The following is a 17,656-nucleotide window of genomic DNA, read 5'->3' on the forward strand; positions in this document are numbered from 1 at the left end:
CATGACCGAGACAAGCACCTCCACCGCCGGTGCCCCGAACACCGCAGCACGGAAGATCGCCGTCGTAGGTTCCGGCTACATGGGCGGCGGCATCGCCCAGGTCCTGGCGCTCGGCGGCGCCCGTGTTGCCTTGGCGGACGTTTCCGCCGAGGTGGCACAGAAGAACTTCGACCGTCTCCTGGAGGAATCGGACCAGTTCATTAAGGACGGCCTGTTCCCCGAGGGCTCCACTGAGATCCTCAAGCAGAACCTGTGGGCTGCCAAGGACATCGAGGAAGCCGTGGCCGATGCCGACTTCATCGAAGAGGCAGTGCCGGAAGTCCTGGAGATCAAGCACCAGACCCTGGCCCGGATCAGCGCCGCTGCAAAGCCGGACGCCCTGATCGGTTCCAACACCTCCACCATCTCCATCGCCGCGCTGGCTGAGGCTGTCACCAACCCGGAGCGTTTCCTGGGCGTGCATTTCTCCAACCCGTCCCCGTTCATCCCGGGCGTCGAGGTTATCCCGCACGCAGGCACCTCGGCTGCGACCGTTTCCGCATCGCAGGAAATGGTGCACGCTGCCGGCAAGCAGACCGCCGTCGTCAAGGATGTCACCGGCTTTGTCCTGAACCGCCTGCAGTACGCGCTGTTCCACGAAGCCGCCCAGCTGGTTGAGCAGGGCATCGCAACCGCCGACGACGTCGACACCCTGGTGCGTACGACGTTCGGCTTCCGCCTGCCGTTCTTTGGCCCGTTCGCCATCGCCGACATGGCCGGGTTGGATGTCTACAACTTCTGCTACAAGTCGCTGCAGACCAGCTTCCCGGAACGCTTCGCAACGCCGAAGATCCTCACCGACCTCGTGGAAGCCGGCAAGCTCGGCACCAAGACCGGCGCAGGCTTCCTCAACGTTCCCGCCGAACGCACCCCGGAACTCATCGCGTACCGCAACAAGGCTTACGTGGCCATGCAAAAGCTCATTGAAGAGCTTGGCCCGGCACCCATCAACTGATTCCACCAAGGAGAAATCACATGACTTTCCCCGCTGAGCGCACCGCCATCGTCACCGGCGCTGTCTCCGAACGCGGCATCGGCCGCGCAACCGTGAACTACCTGGCCGCACAGGGCTGGAACATCGGCATCATCGACCTTGATGATGCCGCCTGCAAGGCAGCTGCCAAGGAAGTTGCCGCCGAATTCGGCGTCAAGGCCCACGGCGTTGGTGCCAACGTGGCCAGCGAAGCCGAGGTCCGTGCAGCAATCGACGAACTCGAGGCTGAACTGCCCCAGATCGTTGCCCTGGCCAACGTGGCCGGCGTCAGCTCGCCCATCGGCTACCTCGAGCTGGAACCGGCCGAATGGGACCGCGTCCTGAGCATCAACCTCAACGGCGTGCACTACGCCACCCGCCGCGTTGCCGAGTCCATGGTCAAGAACAAGATCGGCCGCATCGTCAACATCTCCTCCGTGTCCGCACAGCGCGGCGGCGGAACGTTCTCCAAGACCCCCTACTCGGTGGCGAAGGCCGGAGTGATCGGCCTGACGCGTGCCACGGCGCGCGAGCTTGGTCCGTACGACATCACGGTGAACGCGATCTCGCCCGGCCCGATCGACACCGACATCATGGGTGGAACCCTGAGCGAGGAACGCAAGGCCGAACTGACCCAGGACCTTGTAGTGAACCGCGTGGGCAGCACCCGCGACATCGCAGCAGCCATCGCCTTCCTCATCAGCGAGGACTCCGGATACATCTCCGGACAGACGCTGAATGTGGATGGCGGGCTGTACATGCACTAGGCCCGGCATGAGGACCTGGACCAAAGAACGCAAGATCTACCTCGCCGTGGGCATCCTTGCCTGCGCCGTGGGCGTATTCCTGATTGCTTTCACACGCTGATAACCCGCTCCGGTTATCACCCCCCAACTGACTACTCAAAGAGGAGTTTCCATGTCCGTTGCCTCAACTTCCACTAAGGAGTTGCTGGATTCGCCGGTACTTAAGTCGGCTATTTCCAAGGCTTCGAAGCGACTGATGCCCATGTTGGTCATCTTGTACATTGTCGCTTTCCTTGACCGCACCAACGTGGGCTTCGCAGAAGCTGCGCTGGAAGTGGACAGGGGCATCACTGCCGGCGCGTACGCACTGGGCGCAGGCATCTTCTTCATCGGCTACGCGCTGTTCGAGATCCCTTCCAACCTGTTGCTGACCAAGTTCGGCGCCAAGGTGTGGCTTGCCCGCATCGCCATCACGTGGGGCATCGTTTCGGCCTGCTTCGCGTTCGTGCAGGGTGAGACCTCGTTCATCATCCTCCGGTTCCTGCTGGGTGTTACCGAAGCAGGCCTGTTCCCGGGCGTCATCATGTTCCTCGCCGCCTGGTTCCCCAACAAGGTCCGCGTGAAGATGTTCGCCATCTTCTACCTGGCACAGCCGTTCTCCCAGATGATGGGCGCTCCGCTGTCCGGTTGGCTCATCAACATTGGTGACCAGGTTCCCGGTGTAGAAGGCTGGCAGGTCATGTTCTTCGTTGAAGGCATGCTCGCAGTCCTTGCAGGTATTGCCGCTTTCTTCTTCCTGATCAACAGCCCGCAGGAGGCCAAGTTCCTTACCAAGGAAGAAAAGACCGCCCTGAGCGATGTCATGGCACTGGAAGACACGGTCAAGGAAGAGTCCGGTCCCCGCGGCGTCCTCGCCTCCATGAAGAACGGACGCGTGTGGTATTTCACCGTTATCTACTTCTGCCTGCAGATCGCGGTGTACGGTGTGACGTTCTACTTGCCGCAGCAGGTTGCCCAGTTGACGGGCCAGAAGGTGGGACTGGCAGTTGGTCTCCTGTCCGCCATCCCGTGGTTCTTCGGCATCTTTGCTTGCTACCTCATCGGTAAGGCAGCCAACAGCGTGGTCCGCCGTCGGCGCTGGGGTACGGCACTGTTCGTTTCCACTGGCCTGTGCATCTTCGGATCCGCGTGGGCGGGGGCCAACCAGCAGCCTGCTTTGGGCATCATCTTCATCACCCTCGCAGTCTGCAGCTTCCTCTCAATCGGCCCGATCTCCTGGTCCTACCCGACCGCGTTCCTCACCGGTACCGCCGCAGCTGCAGGCATCGGCCTCATCAACTCCCTGGGCAACCTCGGTGGCTTCGTAGCACCGATCCTGCGCACCACGGTCAACGAGGTCACGGCCTCGGACACCGGAACCATGGGTGTCTACGCGCTGGGTGTCCTGCCGTTCCTGGCAGCCATCATGATGTTCGGCACCAAGCGTTTCAACAACAAGGCCGACGAATTGCTGGGTAAGTGAGCCTTTCCAACGCCTCCTCCGGCGCTCTGTACATCGGTGTCAGCACCAAGATGTACATGGGCTACGCGCAAACATTGGCGTGGCTTGAGCGACTGAACAAGGAAGTGGACGCCCGTCCGGCCCTCGCGGCCGGGCGGGTTGTCCCGTTTGTCATCCCTTCATTCCCGGTTCTTCCCGCCGCTGCGCAGCAGCTCGAAGGCACCCCCGTGGTTCTGGGCGCGCAGGACTGCGGCTGGGCTGACGGTCCCTGGACCGGCGAAGTGTCCCCGTCGATGTTGGCCGAACTGGGCGTGGGAATGGTGGAGATCGGGCACGCGGAGCGGCGCAAGCACTTTGCCGAAGACGATGCCACCATCGCACTGAAGGTCCGGGCCGCCGTCGATCATGGCGTGACGCCGCTGCTGTGCGTGGGCGAGACGGAGCTGGCAGAGCCCGGCGCCGCAGCGAAGACTGTTTTCGAACAGGTTTCGGCAGCAGTTTCCGGAGACTGGGCTGTGGCCGGCAGGATCGTTGTGGCCTATGAGCCCGTCTGGGCCATCGGAGCGGCCGAGCCGGCTTCGGCGGACTACGTTTCCGAGGTAGTGGCCGGTGTGCGGGCGCTGCTGGCAGAGCATGGTTTGGCGGGGCTGCCCATCATCTATGGCGGTTCGGCCAAGCCCGGACTCCTCCCGCAGCTATCGGGTGTTTCCGGGCTCTTCCTGGGCCGATTCGCGCACGATCCCGCGAACTTTGGAAGCGTGCTGGACGAGGCCCTGGCCCTGACCAACTAAATCAACTAACTGGCAGTAGGGGTTGTTCTGGACGCTCAGAACAACCCCTACTGCCAGTTAGTTGGGGGATTATTCGGGGGAGCAGAGGGCAACGAAACCGCCCAGGTTCTCAAGTCCCTCCGGATGCGTCGGGAGGTAGTTGGTCAGTTCGGGCGAACGCACGACGACGGCACGCCACTTGCCGCGCGACACCGCCACATTGATCCGGTTGCGTGACAGGAGAAACTCCATTCCCCGGGGTACTTCCCCCGCGGCGGAGGCGGCCATGGAGACGACCACCACCGGCGCTTCCTGGCCTTGGAACTTGTCCACGGTGCCTACCCGGACCTTGCCGAGTCCAGCCTCGCGAAGGTGGTGCTTGATCAGCTGGACCTGGGCGTTATAGGCAGCAACCACCAAAATGTCCGTCTCCTGGAGCGGGCGGGGGGATCCTTCCTGCTCGGAAGGATCACGCCAGTCCAGGCCGAGGTGGGCCTGGACTTGGTGGACTACTTCCTGTGCTTCCTCCCGGGACGAGGTCGAATTGCCGGAGTGCTCCACGTAGACACACGCGACCCCCGGAGCGGCGCCCTCCAAGGTGCGTGCCGATGCCGCCTCCGCAGCCCGAAGCCGGCCATCATAGGAGAGCTCGGACACGGCCTGGCACAGCGCCGGATGCATGCGCCAGGACAGGGCCAGAAAGTACCCAAGCTCGGCCGGCAAGGTGTTGTGGCCGTCCGAGAGCCAGCCGAGTGCCGACTCGTTCACGGGTTCCGGATGTGTTCCTTGGGTAACCTGCGGAAGTTGCTGTGGATCTCCCAGAAGCAGAAGCCGCTTGGTGGCCCGGCTGACGGCCATGGTGTTGGCGAGCGAGAACTGCCCGGCTTCGTCAATGACCAGCAAGTCCAAGGACCCCGGCGGGACCTCTTTGCCCACCATGGCCCAGGCCGTGCCACCAATCAGGGCGCCACCGGGCTTGGCCAGGATGTCGGTGACATCTGCCTTACCGCAGCCCTCCCACGGCACAGGCTCGCCATGTTTGACCTCCTTGGCTACCCGCAGTGGGTCCACGCCGGCCTTCTCCACGGCAGCGCACAGCATGTTTTCCACCACGGCATGGGACTGTGCCACTACTCCGACTTTCCAGCCCTCGTCCACCAGCCGTGCCAGGACGTGTGCACCAACGTGGGTCTTCCCGCTGCCCGGAGGACCCTGCACGGCCAGGTATGAGTTGTCCAGGTCCTTTACCGCAGCCGTGATCGCTTCGATGTATCCGTCCGGGCCGGGGGATACCGGCGGCAGCGCGCTCAACGTGCGGAGCCTGGGCGGGTTCCTGCGGATCATGTCCAGGGCAGGGTGGTCCGGCCAGTCCGGCAGGGAGTCCCGCAGCCGCGTGGCGAGGGCGGCCAGTGCAGCCCTTTGTCCTGTAGTGAAGATGGGCTGGCTGGGAGTGAGGGCCATGGGGAGTTGCTGGAACTCCGAAGAATCATTCCGCAGCCCTTCCTTGACGATGACGAACTCGAAGTCCTCTTCCTCGCCGGTCTCCACGACCTCTGTGCCGTCCCACCCACTCCGGCCCAGAACGGACGACTCCTTTCCGACCAACGCATCAGGCAATGGCGGCCCGTACATTCTGAAGTACTTCTTGCCAACCTCCAGTCCTGCCCCGTCACCTGAACGGCCCACCAATTTCAGGATCCGCGCCGGATTACTGCGGGGACTTGGCTTGGCCCAGTCCTGCAGCACCTCGCCGTCCTTGACGATAAAGAGATCGCGCGCGTCGTCCCACTGCGAGGTGGGCTTCTCGAGGCGATCAAAATGCCCCCACCAGTACTGCTTGTCCTCGCGGCGGTGATACCCGACTCCTGCCGCCACGATGCCAATGGCCTTTGCATCCGCCGAAGCACGCTGGTCCTCGGGCAAACCGTCCAGGTAGTCGAACAGCGCCTGTTCCTCCGGCGCCGCTTGATACTTTTCCGGGTCCGACGCGGGCTGGGCCTCTCCTGCCGGCGCCTCCCCGGCCGCGGCATCAAAAGCACCGGGAACAATGCCCCGCTCCGCACCACGTGCCAGCAACCAGTTCCGTAGCTCCAGCGTGGAGAGGCAGTCGTATTCGTTGTAGTCACGGATGCTTTCAAGGATGGCCGCGGCTTGGTCGACTTGGCCCGTATCCCTTGCCGTGCAGTAATCCGCATAGGCCACCACCGATGCACCGGCGTCGGTGACCTCTCCGGAGCGGAGGTGCCGGCCCATGTACAAGGGCTCCAGTTTCTTGATGCTGTAGGAGTTCTCGGACACCCGGATGCTGTGGCGGACGGTGTCGTACAGGTCCACCAGCACGCCTTGCCGCAGGAGATCGTCGACGGCGGATTCTCCCAGCACGTGAGTAAGGGAGAGATTGCGGAGGGCCGTTTTCTCGTAGGCCGCGTAGTGGTAGATGTGCATGCCCGGGAACTGGGCGCGGCGCTTGGCCACGTAATCCAGGAAGTCAACGAATGCCTGTCCCTCTTCGGACCGTGAATGCGCCCAGAAGGGTCTAAATACCGGCGTGGCTCCCGGCTCCTGGGGGTTCTCGATGACGCCGAAAAGGTACTCCAGCCCCCACTTGCCGGACACTGGATCCTGCCACAGGGGATCGCCCTCGAAGTCGAAGAAGATGTCGCCCGGATCAGGTGCAGGGAGCCTGCCCAGCGTGTTGTCCGGCAGGATGTTGTAGCTGACGGACCTGGCCTCGCCTGCTTTGTCCGTGTAATTGACCGTTCCGTCAGGGGATCCGACGCCGGTCTGGAGCCGGGCCTGCTCGCGCAGCCGCAGCAGGGTGTGGTCGTCTTCGACAGGCAGGACGGCCAGTTGGTCGATGGTGGTGACGCCTGATTCGATCAGTTTCTTCCGGCGGCTGATCCTCATGCCTGCCACCATCAGCAGGTCCCGGTGAAGCTGGACCTGCTCCGCACAGTAATCGCACCGCCCGCATGCTGTGAAGCGGGAGTCGCCCCACGCCACAGGCCCGGACTCCGCGATGTGGGTAGCGGTCAGATTCAGGAATCGGCGGCGGCGTTCTTTGAAGACCGGCAGGATCTGTGACAAGGGGTGGTCACTGTGCTCGCGGTTGCCCAGGACCAGCGTGACCACGGGATCGGGGGTGATGCCGGCCTGAAGGAGCTGGTCCCCGTACGCCGCCAGCTGAAGGAGCGCAGTGACTTTGGCATGACGGGCCAGCTTGGTGTCAAAAACCGCGTACTCGCCGCCGGGTTTCCGGACGAGGAAGTCCGATCTGCCGTGGAACGTACCGTCGAAGAACGCCGCCTGAAAAACGACGTCCGCACCGGAGCGGAGCGCCGTGATTGATTCCGCATGCTTGGCAGTCAGGGTGGCGCGGTCCATCGCGGTGGCGGGTTCGACGTCGTAAACGCCTCTTCCCGTCTCCGCGTCCCAAGGTCCGAACTCCGCAATGAAGTCGTCCAAAACCCTGTGCTCGTGGACATCCCCCAGCTTGGCGGTCCTTTCCAGCATGGCGTCCGGGGTAAAGGAAGCAACGGGGGAGCGCCCGAGTTTCTCGTCGAGTTTGCGGAGCAGCTGGTACTCGCAGGTTGCAGCAATGACGAGGTCGCTGGCGGAGAAGACCAGGTCCTGCGGTGCGCCCGCTGCCTCCGGATCGAGGAAGAACACGGTACCTACTCCTAACGCCGAGCAAAGCTGAAACCCTTGCAGCCAAGCTACCAGCGGGCTCGGACAATTTAGCGTGCCGCCGTTCTAGACTGCCCCCATGACTGAATCGACCCACGCCACAGATGCAGCCTTCGAAGCTGCCTACCAAGCCGCGCAGAAGAGCCTGAGCGAAGGCGGCATTCCCATCGGCGCAGCGTTGGCCCGTGACGGGAAGGTCATTGCCAGCGGCCACAACGAACGGGTGCAAAACGGCGATCCGATCGCCCACGGCGAGATGTCGGCCCTCAGGGCCGCGGGCCGTCAGAAGAGCTACCGGGATACCACGCTCTACACCACCCTGGCACCGTGCGCGATGTGCACCGGAACCATCATCCAGTTCAAGATTCCGCGCGTGGTGGTGGGCGAGGCGGAAACCTTTCCGGGCGAATTCGACCTCCTCCGTTCCCGCGGCGTGGAGGTGGTGGTGTTGGATGATCCCCGCTGCGTCGACATGATGCGCACGTTCCAGGAAGAGCATGCCGAGCTCTGGGCCGAGGACATCGCCGAATAGGTCACCGGCGGCCAAGAGGAGTTCAACAAAAGCGCAAAGAAGGAGCGACGGCGGCACCAAGGGCGGGGTGCCGCCGTCGCCGGCTGCTGGGAACCGCGGCTCAAAAAGCCATCCGAAGGCTATTTGGCGGGCTTCCTCGGAGCCGACCGGCGGGAACGGGCCGCCGGGGTTGAAGGGATGAGTTCCTTGACCTGAGCCACTACGGAGGCATGTGCGCCGCGGCTTCCCAGGTCCTTGGCGAGGGTTTCCACCTCCGACTTTGCAGCTGCGGCGTCATCGGACTTCGCGTGCAGGTCAGTGCGCAACTCCACCAGCTTCCGGTAGGCCAGGTTGCTGCTCCGGCCGCCCTCCTGCTGGTAACTGGCAAGGACCGGTTCGGTCAGGCTGAGTGCCCTCTGGGGGTCCGCGCTGTGATGCTTCACCATCTTGTCCTTTTGCCTGCGGTAGAAGTCATCGCCCACGGACTGCGCGACGGCGGTGGCCGCCTTTACGCCCAAAGGCGCGCCGCTGAAGCGCTCGGCTGCCTCGGTCAAGGCATCCAGGCCCCGGCTCAGGTAAGGCGACATGGAACCCTCGAACGCGAGGGTGAGCCCAACCTCGCGGGTGAAGAACTCCGGAGCAAAGCGGTCTTCCTCCTTGGAGACGGGGAAACCGACCCGCAAAGGCAAGGTGTTGGAGGCTTGGACGACGCCGTCGGTGCTGTATACGGCCCGGACCAAATACTGGCCCGGCTGGTCGAAGACAAAGCCGACCGTCCCATAGGCCAGCTGTACCAACTCGCTGTAACGGTCGCTGCCGTCGCTTCCGCCATCGGTCGGTGCCGGCGCGAGGGTCACCAGTTCCGGTAGGCCATAGAAGCAGACAACCGATTCGTGCAGCACTACGGTCCCGTCGGGCTTCTGGACGTAGACGCTGGTGTTCCCGTACCGGGGATCCAACCGCGAGTCCACCAGCACCGGGGCGTCGCCCGTGTTCCGCAACCGGAACTCGACGGCTACAGGTTCCATGTAGTCGAAGTAGTCCTTGGCCGAAAGAGTCAGCTCGATGTCGCTTCCCGGCCCGGACACGGTCATGGCGCCCGGTGGAGATTCCAGGTGGCCACCGGAGGCCCAAGGGTCACCGCCCATGATGACGGCGGCGCGGTCGCCGTGGCGGATGTGGAGCAGTTCGTCGTCGTCGAAACGGAACCGGAAGTTGCCCCAGAACGCATCGGCGCCGTTGCGCTGATCGTATTTCCAGTCGTAGTTCATCCAGGACAGGGAATCCGGGCGGGCTTTATCCCACGCGTGCAGGAAATTGAAGGCGTGTCCGGCCTCATGGACCCAGGTATAGAGGAAGTGGCGCATGGCCCACGCCTCGTCCTGGGTGGCGGGGTTGCTGACGAGGTTGGTGAACCAGGTGTGGTTGCGGAAAACCGCGAAACCCTGGCGATCGGGTCCCCGGCCTGCGCCGCCAAACCCGGCAGCGGCGTCGAACATGATGCCGCCCACGCCTGCGGAGTCGAACAGTCCTGCCTGGACGCCCCAGAGGTTCCACGCGGGCCAGCCGGAGTTGTACTTGCCGAAGGAGGTCTCCATGGCATCATGCAGCTCACCGACGCTCCACGAAGCGAAACCGGGAGCGCTGTCGTCAATCACGGTATGGACGGCGTCGATGGTGACCGCAATTCCGGCGTCTTTATAGGACGACTCGATCGTCAGTGTGCGTTCGGCCAGATCGGCCGGCCTGTTGTTGTGCCCGTGGCTGTTATAGACGGGCACTTTCGGTTCGATATCCACCGACTGGCAATAGTCCAGTTCAAGGTTCACGTCCCTGAAGCAATCAGAACGGTACTTGCAGGCGTACGGTGCCCCCGCGACGCCCCCGCCCGTGAACGTGGCAACCGCGCCGGTGATGGCGCCGTTCGACCAGGAGACAATAACCTCCACTGAGGTCACCGGGTGCGTGCCTTTCCAGAAGCGCACAGTGCCGGTGATGTGGGCATCGGACTTGTTGATGGTCACCACCGGAGCATCGACGATCCATGATTCGACGTACGTCTTCACTACCTGGGTGAGCCCGCCGACTTTCACAGTCCGGGTACTGAAGAAGTCCCCGCTGACTTTGTTCAATACGGGAGATTCGACGCCTTGGCGGGGATCGACGTCGAGCCTTAGTTCAACTGCGCTGCCAACAGGCCCGGTGACGGCCTGGTTGCCTTCATACCTGCCGCTGATGGCGGCGGTCCGCCAACAGCGCCACCAGTCCTCCGATGGCCAGGGGAACGAGGCGGGAGACGGCCCGGGTGCGGGAGGGAACGGAATGGCTGAGGGGTGGTGGGGGACAGGGTCAAGGAGGGTGCTGGGGACGTTGGGGGTGTCCATGGGAGGATCTTTCTCGCGCTGCAAGCAATCAATGTTTGCCCAAGCCGTTTGCGGCGAACGCGGCCTGGGGGCCGGTCCGGGGCGGACGGTGACGGCGTGACGGCTCGGGGGCAGGCGGTGCGAGTGGGGAGTCCTGAGGAGGTTGAATGGCCGTGCCCGGAAGCCGTGAATAACCCACAACGGATGATACTCCAGCGAATGGATTATTTGAATAGACCTGGTGGGAAAATTCGTTGCGGGGACCGCCTGCGCGCCTAGCCAGTAGTAGCCGCCCGGCGTAGTCTGGCATCATCGGCGTCGGTGCCGAGGACCCCATCTGCAATACCCCCGAGGACCCCGTAGCTCCCGCGTCGAGAACCCATTCGATGAAGGAGGACCCATGAGTGTCGTACGTGAATTCATGACCACAGATGCCAAGTGCGTCGTCGAGGACCAGACTCTTGAAGTGGCCGCCCGCATGATGCGGGACATGGACTGCGGTTCGCTTCCCATCTGCGGCAACGACGGCAAACTGACCGGCGTCATCACCGACCGCGACATTGTGGTCAAGTGCATCGCCGAAGGAAAGGATCCCCGTCAGGTCCTTGCCAGCGAACTCGCCCAAGGCAAGCCGTACTGGATCGACGCTGATGCCAACGTTGACGAAGCCATCCGCATGATGGAAGAACACCAGGTGCGCCGGCTACCTGTCATCAGCAACCGCGCCATGGTGGGCATCATCAGCCAAGGGGACATCGCCCGCAACTACAGCGAGCAGCGCGTCGGTGAACTGGTGGAGCACATTTCCGCCAAGGAGCACATGGCCCACTAGCCGCCCGCGGGTCCCGCGTGCCGCCCTTCCGGAGGCGCGGCCCGGCGTTACCAATCCAGCCGCCGCGAAGCGCTCCCTAGAGGAACGCCTCGCGGCCCGTTCCTTCGCGCAGCACCAGCTCGCCCTCCTCGATAGAGACGATCAGGCTCTTGGGCTTACCTGCCAGCTTCCTGCTTGCGCTGAGATTCCGACTCCTGACTTCCACCCCCACGGTGGCGCCCTTCGCGGGAAGTTCCACCGTCATTTCATCGGCCATGCCCAGCAACATTTTGGTGGACACCTCCCGCTCAGACGCAGCTTCCTTGCCGTTGACGGTAACTGTCACGTCATCGGATTCGAAGCCGTCCTGGAGGATAATCAGCAGTTCCTGCATGGTCCAACTACAGCACTAACGCGGCCCTCGGGATAGGGCCGGACCTGAAAGTGTCGGCCGGGTGAGGCAAACTGTCATGGTGACTCAACTTCTCCAACACCAGTCAGCCGACTCTGCCATCCACCAGCTCATCGCCAAGGAATTGGGCGTCCAGGCCTGGCAGGTCAAGGCCGCGGTGGAACTGCTCGACGCCGGATCAACGGTCCCCTTCATCGCCCGCTACCGCAAGGAAGCCACCGGGACGCTGGATGACACCCAGTTGCGCGACCTCGAAGAACGCCTCCGCTACCTGCGCGAACTGGAGGATCGCCGGAAGGCAGTGCTCGAGGCGATCGCAGCGCAAGGAAAGTTGACCCCCGAACTCGAGGCCGCCGTCGTCGGGGCCGATACCAAGGCGCGGCTGGAGGACATCTACCTCCCCTTCAAATCCAAGCGGCGCACCAAGGCGCAGATCGCCCGCGAAGCCGGACTCGAGCCGCTCGCCGACTCCCTGCTGGCCAACCCGCAACTCAGTCCCGAGGCCGAGGCCGCCAAGTACCTCAACGCCGGGCACTCCATCGAAGATGCCGCTGCTGCGCTCGCCGGGGCGCGGGCCATCCTTGTGGAGCGGGTGGCACAGGATCCGGACATTGCCGAGGACCTCCGCGAACGGTTGTGGACCCAAGGCCGCATGGTTTCCCGCGTGAAGAAGGGCAAGGAAGCCGAGGGCCAGAAGTTCAAAGACTACTTCGAGTTCACGCAGGTGCCATCGGGCATGCCCTCGCACCGTGTGCTCGCGCTGTTGCGCGGTGAGAAGGACGGCGTCCTGGAGTTGGATCTCGCCGAAGCGGACCCCGCCGACGACGACGCCCTTGCCGCCGCCCGTACGCGGTACGAGAACGCTGTGGCCAAGTCCCTCGGGGTCGCCAACCAGGGCCGGCCCGCTGACCTGTGGCTCACCCAAACGGCGCAGCTGGCGTGGCGCGGACGCATCCTTGACCGGCTCACGACGGACCTTCGCGGGCGTATGTTCGCCGACGCCGAGGACGAGGCCGTCCGCGTCTTCGCAGCCAACCTGCGCGACGTCCTGCTCGCGGCGCCTGCCGGCAACCGGGCCACGCTGGGCCTGGACCCGGGACTCCGAACGGGCGTGAAAGTGGCCGTTGTTGACGGTACCGGCAAGGTAGTGGCAACGGACACTATCTACCCCCACGCCCCCGCCAAGAAATGGGACGAGGCCCTGGCCACCTTGGGACGGCTCGCCAAGCAGCACAACATCGAGCTGGTGGCCATCGGCAACGGCACGGCTTCCCGGGAGACGGACAAGCTCGCCACGGAGCTCATCAAGTCCCTCGATGCCGCCGGTGTGAAAGGCGTCCAGAAGCTGGTGGTGTCCGAGGCCGGCGCGTCCGTGTACTCGGCCTCGGCGTTGGCAGCGTCCGAGCTGCCGGGAATGGACGTCTCGCTCCGCGGTGCCGTGTCCATCGCCCGTCGCCTCCAAGACCCGTTGGCGGAGCTGGTGAAGATCGAGCCCAAGTCGATCGGCGTGGGCCAGTACCAGCATGATGTCACTGCATCCAAGCTGGACCGCTCCCTGGATGCCGTGGTGGAGGACTGTGTGAATGCCGTGGGTGTGGACGTGAACACGGCCTCACCGGCCCTCCTGAGCCGGGTGGCCGGTGTTGGACCGCTGCTCAGCGAAAACATTGTGGCCTACCGGAACCAGAACGGCCCGTTCGCCAAGCGCAGCGATCTGAAGAAGGTGCCCCGGCTGGGAGCCAAGGCCTTTGAACAGTGCGCCGGCTTCCTTCGGATCACCGGGGGAGTGGAACCACTGGACGCCTCCAGCGTGCACCCCGAGGCCTACTCGGTTGCCCGCAAAATCCTCGCGGCGGCCGGTGGAGGTCCTGCTACTGCACTGGACCCGCAAGCCTTTGTTGACGGCACATTCGGTTTGCCCACCGTGAAGGACATCATGTCCGAACTGGAAAAGCCGGGCCGTGACCCGCGCCCCGCGTTCGAGGCGGCTTCCTTCTCCGAGGGCATCGAGAAGATCTCGGACCTCAAGCCCGGCATGATCCTTGAAGGCACCGTCACCAACGTTGCGGCATTCGGTGCGTTCGTGGATGTTGGAGTGCACCAGGACGGGCTGGTTCACGTCTCTGCGCTGTCCAACAAGTTCGTGTCCGATCCCCGCGAGATCGTGAAGTCCGGGCAGGTTGTCAGGGTCAAGGTGCTCGAAGCCGATCCCGAGCGGAAACGGATCTCCCTCACGCTTCGGCTGGATGATGAGCCGGGCGCTTCGGGCGGCCGCGGTCGCGCCGGAGGTGGACGTGCTGCGGGTCAGCAGGGCGGTACCCCGCGCGCGGCCGGCCGCGACGGGGGACAGCGCGGCGGTGCCGGGGGCCAAGGACAAGGGCAGCGGGATCGCCGGCAGGAAAGCGGTCAGCGGCAGGGCAATCCCCGCAACGCCAACCCTCGGCAGGGCGGCGCCGCATCCGCAGACACGGCCATGGCGGAAGCCCTCCGACGCGCCGGCCTGGGCAAATAACCGGACAAGCAACCGGCACGAAAAAGACACCCAACTGGGTCGCAGTACTGCGCGTTTTGACCGCTCTAAACGCGCTTAACTGCGACCCAGTTGGGTGCCGTCTTACGCCTTTGCCGCCAAGGCCTCCCAGGCTTTGCTCTTCAGTTCCGAACGCTCCTTGCGTGCCACGATTGCTTCGTCCTGGCTGACGGCAACAAACGTCGTGACAGTCCCAGGGGCCGCACGGGCCACAAGGTCCATGTCGGCGCTGATGACGGTGGCGACCATGGCGTAACCGCCGCCGGAAACAGCATCACGGTGCAGGATGATGGGTTGAGTGCCGCCGGGAATCTGGATGGATCCCACCGCGTAACCGGCATCGACGATGTTGGAGGGGTCTGATCCGGCGCCGAACGGTTGCTCGCGTTCTTTCCATTCGACCCCCGGCCCGGAGTAGCGGAGGCCCATCCGGTCGGCCACGGGGGTTACTTTCCATTCGCCGTTCAGGAGGTTCTCCTTCCCGGTGTCCGTTAGCCGGTGGTCGTAGAGGCCCAGGACAATCCGCACGGTTTGCTCTTTGTCGTAGGAAGGCCGGAAGTGCTCAGGCATGACCCGGACTGCTGGAAGGTCACCGGTTGGCTCGCCGACCGGCACCAGGTCCCCGGCTTCGAGCTTCCTGCCGTTGAGCCCGCCAATGCCGCCAAGGACATAGGTGGACCGGCTCCCGAGGACTACGGGGACGTCGATTCCGCCGCGGACCGCGATGTAGTAGCGCGTGCCGCCCTGGATGACGCCGAAGCTGAGCTCGTCGCCGGCCTTGAGCTGGAGTTGCGTCCACTGCGGCCGGGCTTGTCCGTTGATCTTGACCTCAACGGGAGCGCCGGTAACGGCGATGGTGGCATCGGTGTCTGTCACCAGAACAGGTCCCAGATATGTGCATTCGAGGACGGCGTCTCCGGCACTGTTTCCTACCAAGGCATTGCCAAGTTCCGCCGAATACTGGTCCATGGAGCCGCTTTGCGGGATACCCACGTTGTAGTAGCCCACGCGTCCTTGATCCTGGACGGTGGTGGCGAGGCCAGGATTCTTGATATCAAATGCCATTGAGGGCCTCCATGAGTTCCTGGTTGTAAGCCTGCGGATCAGCCAAAGCCTTTGACGCGTCGAAGGTGACCGGGACTTGGCGGTAGCGGTATGTTCCGTCGTCGACCTGCGCCTGGATTTCGTTGTACTCGTCTTCGGTGACTGGCGTGAACTTGACGATGTCGCCGGGTCGGAAGAAGACCATGAAGTCCTTGAAATCGGCCAGGGACTGTGCGGGATCGTAAATCGGAGCCGCTGCTACACCGAACATCTGGTAGCCGCCGGCGCCGCGGACGGAATAGATGGCTGCGAAGCAACCGCCATGGCCCACTGTCAGTTTGGGGGTGTCAGTACGGGGGCTGAGGTACTTGGGTACTTGCAGTTGCTTGTCCCGCTCCACCAGTTGGAACAGGAACGGCAGCCCGGCCACGAACCCCACCATGGACACGAGCCACGGCTGTTCGTGGTGGCGCCGGATGAAATCTGCGGCGTCCTGCAAACCGTTGACCTTCGCGGCGTAATCCAGATCGGTACCGTCCGGTTCCTGATGGAATCCTTCCCGGAAGCGCTGCGCTACTTTAGCCGTGAAGGGATCGTCGTACCAGACGGGAACCTCGATGATCCGCGTCTCCAGCACCTGTTCGTTGTGGTTCAACAGTTCCAGTTCGATGTTCCGGACCGTTGATTCAAGGCTCGACGGCGGCAGGACGTCGGGATTGAACCTCACCAGCAGTGACGCATTGGCCGGGCAGATGTCGACGACGCCGGGCAGCGCAGCGTCCGACAGTTTCCTGGCGATGGACATCACTTTGAAGTTGGCCGCCAGGCTCATGGATTCGTCGACCTCAACGAACAGGAACTCGTCGCCGCCCCATGTGTACCGTGCTTCCTTCAGGACCGGGCTTGGGCTTGTCATTTCGCCTCCAACAGATCGGGAGCGGACTCGATGAACTTGGAGTGGTGGGTGACCGCCGCGAATTCGGGACGGGCCAGCAGCATCTTGTGCACGGGGACAGTGGTTTTGACGCCTTCGACGTGGACGTGGTCCAAAGCAGCGAGGGTGGCGGCGATGGCGGAGTCCCGATCGGCCGCGTGCACAATCAACTTGGCCAGCATGGAGTCGTAGAACGGGCTCACCACGGATCCGGTGTCCACACCCGTGTCCACGCGGATTCCTTCGCCGGTGGGCCATTCAAGGGAGTCCAGGCGCCCGGGGCTCGGGAAGAAGTTGTTGCCCGGGTCCTCGGCGTTGATCCGGCACTCGATGGCGTGCCCGGTGAACGTGATGTCCTCCTGGCTCAGGGACATGGAACCGGTTCCTGCGATCAGCAGTTGCTCGCGGACCAGGTCAACCCCGGTGATCTGCTCCGTGATGGGGTGTTCCACCTGGATACGGGTGTTCATCTCGATGAACGCAGCCTCATGGTTCAGGGGGTCGTACAGGAACTCCACGGTGCCTGCGCCTTGGTACCCGCACTGCCGGGCAAGCTCCACGGAGGACTCGCGGATGGTCCGGCGCACGGAGTCGGGGAGGTCCGGTGCGGGAGCCTCTTCGATGACCTTCTGCGATCGGCGTTGCATGGAGCAATCGCGGTCGCCCAAGTGGATGAAGTTGGTGCCGTCGCCCAGGATCTGGACTTCCACGTGGCGGGCGTGCTCCACGAAGCGTTCCAGGTACACCGTGGGGTCACCGAACACGGAGGCTGCCTCGCCGCGGGCCATCTCGATGGTTTCCAGCAGTTCGTCTTCAGCGCTGACGAACCTGATGCCACGGCCACCGCCGCCTGCGGATGCTTTGACCACCAAGGGGTAACCGATGCCGGAGGCAATTGCTACGGCGTCTGCGTCCGGGGCGAGTGGACCGTCGGTACCACGAAGCACGGGGACTCCGGCTTTATGTGCTGACTCGCGGGCCAGTGACTTGTTGCCCATCATCTCGATGGCGTCGGCGTCGGGGCCCACCCAGATGAGCCCGGCGTCCGCTACTTTGCGGGCGAAGGAAGTGTTCTCCGAGAGGAACCCGTAGCCGGGGTGTATTGCGTCGCAGCCGGTGTCCAGGGCTGCGGCAATGATCGCGTCCTGGTTGAGGTAGCTGGCGGGGGCGGGGGCGGGGCCCACCACCACGGATTCGTCGGCGGACCGTGCGGCGAGGGAGGTTGAATCAGGCTCGCTGACAACAACCACCGTGCCGAGGCCCATGTCCCGTGCCGTGCGGATGATGCGTACGGCGATCTCGCCGCGATTGGCGATCAGCAGTTTCTTTATCATG

The 17,656-nt window shown here is 63.8% G+C and carries 13 protein-coding genes; 7 read left to right on the top strand and 6 right to left on the bottom strand.

From position 1 onward, the window contains the following. Position 1: 1 nt before the first annotated feature. The 4 genes from OCL88_RS09955 to OCL88_RS09970 all read left to right on the top strand — a co-directional run bounded on the left by OCL88_RS09955 (position 2) and on the right by OCL88_RS09970 (position 4,050). On the top strand, positions 2-994 hold the full coding sequence (locus tag OCL88_RS09955) for a 3-hydroxyacyl-CoA dehydrogenase family protein (RefSeq protein WP_021472737.1): 993 nt from the start codon (positions 2-4) through the stop codon (positions 992-994). A gap of 20 nt (positions 995-1,014) precedes the next feature. Then, positions 1,015-1,779 (top strand): SDR family NAD(P)-dependent oxidoreductase, encoded by a 765-nt coding sequence (locus tag OCL88_RS09960; RefSeq protein WP_021472736.1) that lies wholly within the window; start codon positions 1,015-1,017, stop codon positions 1,777-1,779. Positions 1,780-1,930: 151 nt separating this feature from the next. Further along, positions 1,931-3,280, top strand: coding sequence for an MFS transporter (locus OCL88_RS09965; RefSeq protein WP_062095497.1), 1,350 nt, complete (start codon positions 1,931-1,933; stop codon positions 3,278-3,280). Between the two features lie 50 nt (positions 3,281-3,330). Next, positions 3,331-4,050, top strand: a complete 720-nt coding sequence (locus OCL88_RS09970; protein WP_052474152.1) for a triose-phosphate isomerase family protein — start codon at positions 3,331-3,333, stop codon at positions 4,048-4,050. A gap of 69 nt (positions 4,051-4,119) precedes the next feature. Here OCL88_RS09970 and OCL88_RS09975 read toward each other — a convergent pair whose 3' ends face one another. Further along, entirely contained in the window at positions 4,120-7,698 is a 3,579-nt protein-coding gene (locus OCL88_RS09975; RefSeq protein WP_264962396.1) for a TM0106 family RecB-like putative nuclease, read from the bottom strand. Positions 7,699-7,795: 97 nt separating this feature from the next. Between OCL88_RS09975 and OCL88_RS09980 the strand changes: the two genes are divergently transcribed. Then, complete coding sequence (locus tag OCL88_RS09980) at positions 7,796-8,248, top strand: nucleoside deaminase (RefSeq protein WP_062095501.1); 453 nt, start codon at positions 7,796-7,798, stop codon at positions 8,246-8,248. Positions 8,249-8,367: 119 nt separating this feature from the next. On the opposite strand, the gene OCL88_RS09985 is transcribed toward OCL88_RS09980, so the two are convergent. Further along, positions 8,368-10,611, bottom strand: coding sequence for a hypothetical protein (locus OCL88_RS09985; protein ID WP_062095503.1), 2,244 nt, complete (start codon positions 10,609-10,611; stop codon positions 8,368-8,370). Positions 10,612-10,990: 379 nt separating this feature from the next. Here OCL88_RS09985 and OCL88_RS09990 point away from each other — a divergent pair, with 379 nt between their 5' ends. Continuing rightward, positions 10,991-11,422 (top strand): CBS domain-containing protein, encoded by a 432-nt coding sequence (locus OCL88_RS09990; protein ID WP_021472729.1) that lies wholly within the window; start codon positions 10,991-10,993, stop codon positions 11,420-11,422. 76 nt (positions 11,423-11,498) lie between these two features. Here the strand turns inward: OCL88_RS09990 and OCL88_RS09995 are convergent, their stop codons facing one another. Then, positions 11,499-11,795, bottom strand: coding sequence for a hypothetical protein (locus OCL88_RS09995; protein ID WP_021472728.1), 297 nt, complete (start codon positions 11,793-11,795; stop codon positions 11,499-11,501). 76 nt (positions 11,796-11,871) lie between these two features. Here OCL88_RS09995 and OCL88_RS10000 point away from each other — a divergent pair, with 76 nt between their 5' ends. Then, entirely contained in the window at positions 11,872-14,325 is a 2,454-nt protein-coding gene (locus OCL88_RS10000) for a Tex family protein (RefSeq protein WP_264962397.1), read from the top strand. A gap of 102 nt (positions 14,326-14,427) precedes the next feature. Here OCL88_RS10000 and OCL88_RS10005 read toward each other — a convergent pair whose 3' ends face one another. From OCL88_RS10005 to OCL88_RS10015, 3 genes are read right to left on the bottom strand one after another with little or no spacing between them, the layout of a single operon-like run. After that, a complete protein-coding gene (locus OCL88_RS10005) occupies positions 14,428-15,408 on the bottom strand; it encodes a biotin-dependent carboxyltransferase family protein (protein WP_264962398.1) in 981 nt (326 codons plus the stop codon). Beyond that, entirely contained in the window at positions 15,398-16,303 is a 906-nt protein-coding gene (locus OCL88_RS10010; RefSeq protein ID WP_264962399.1) for a 5-oxoprolinase subunit B family protein, read from the bottom strand. The genes OCL88_RS10005 and OCL88_RS10010 overlap by 11 nt, the downstream gene beginning before the upstream one ends. Next, positions 16,300-17,655, bottom strand: a complete 1,356-nt coding sequence (locus tag OCL88_RS10015) for an acetyl/propionyl/methylcrotonyl-CoA carboxylase subunit alpha (protein WP_264962400.1) — start codon at positions 17,653-17,655, stop codon at positions 16,300-16,302. Before OCL88_RS10015 ends, OCL88_RS10010 begins: the two co-directional genes overlap by 4 nt. Position 17,656 lies beyond the last annotated feature (1 nt).

This window comes from Paenarthrobacter sp. PAE-2 (assembly GCF_026013155.1).
In the GTDB taxonomy this organism is placed as follows: Bacteria; Actinomycetota; Actinomycetes; order Actinomycetales; family Micrococcaceae; genus Arthrobacter; species Arthrobacter ureafaciens.

Bases quoted from the DNA above. Each gene is read 5' to 3' on its own strand.
- OCL88_RS09955 (WP_021472737.1), top strand. From the start codon at position 2: ATGACCGAGACAAGCACCTCCACCGCCGGTGCCCCGAACACCGCAGCA.
- OCL88_RS09960 (WP_021472736.1), top strand. From the start codon at position 1,015: ATGACTTTCCCCGCTGAGCGCACCGCCATCGTCACCGGCGCTGTCTCC.
- OCL88_RS09965 (WP_062095497.1), top strand. From the start codon at position 1,931: ATGTCCGTTGCCTCAACTTCCACTAAGGAGTTGCTGGATTCGCCGGTA.
- OCL88_RS09970 (WP_052474152.1), top strand. From the start codon at position 3,331: ATGTACATGGGCTACGCGCAAACATTGGCGTGGCTTGAGCGACTGAAC.
- OCL88_RS09980 (WP_062095501.1), top strand. From the start codon at position 7,796: ATGACTGAATCGACCCACGCCACAGATGCAGCCTTCGAAGCTGCCTAC.
- OCL88_RS09985 (WP_062095503.1), bottom strand. From the start codon at position 10,611: ATGGACACCCCCAACGTCCCCAGCACCCTCCTTGACCCTGTCCCCCAC.
- OCL88_RS09990 (WP_021472729.1), top strand. From the start codon at position 10,991: ATGAGTGTCGTACGTGAATTCATGACCACAGATGCCAAGTGCGTCGTC.
- OCL88_RS09995 (WP_021472728.1), bottom strand. From the start codon at position 11,795: ATGCAGGAACTGCTGATTATCCTCCAGGACGGCTTCGAATCCGATGAC.
- OCL88_RS10000 (WP_264962397.1), top strand. From the start codon at position 11,872: ATGGTGACTCAACTTCTCCAACACCAGTCAGCCGACTCTGCCATCCAC.
- OCL88_RS10005 (WP_264962398.1), bottom strand. From the start codon at position 15,408: ATGGCATTTGATATCAAGAATCCTGGCCTCGCCACCACCGTCCAGGAT.
- OCL88_RS10010 (WP_264962399.1), bottom strand. From the start codon at position 16,303: ATGACAAGCCCAAGCCCGGTCCTGAAGGAAGCACGGTACACATGGGGC.
- OCL88_RS10015 (WP_264962400.1), bottom strand. From the start codon at position 17,655: ATGATAAAGAAACTGCTGATCGCCAATCGCGGCGAGATCGCCGTACGC.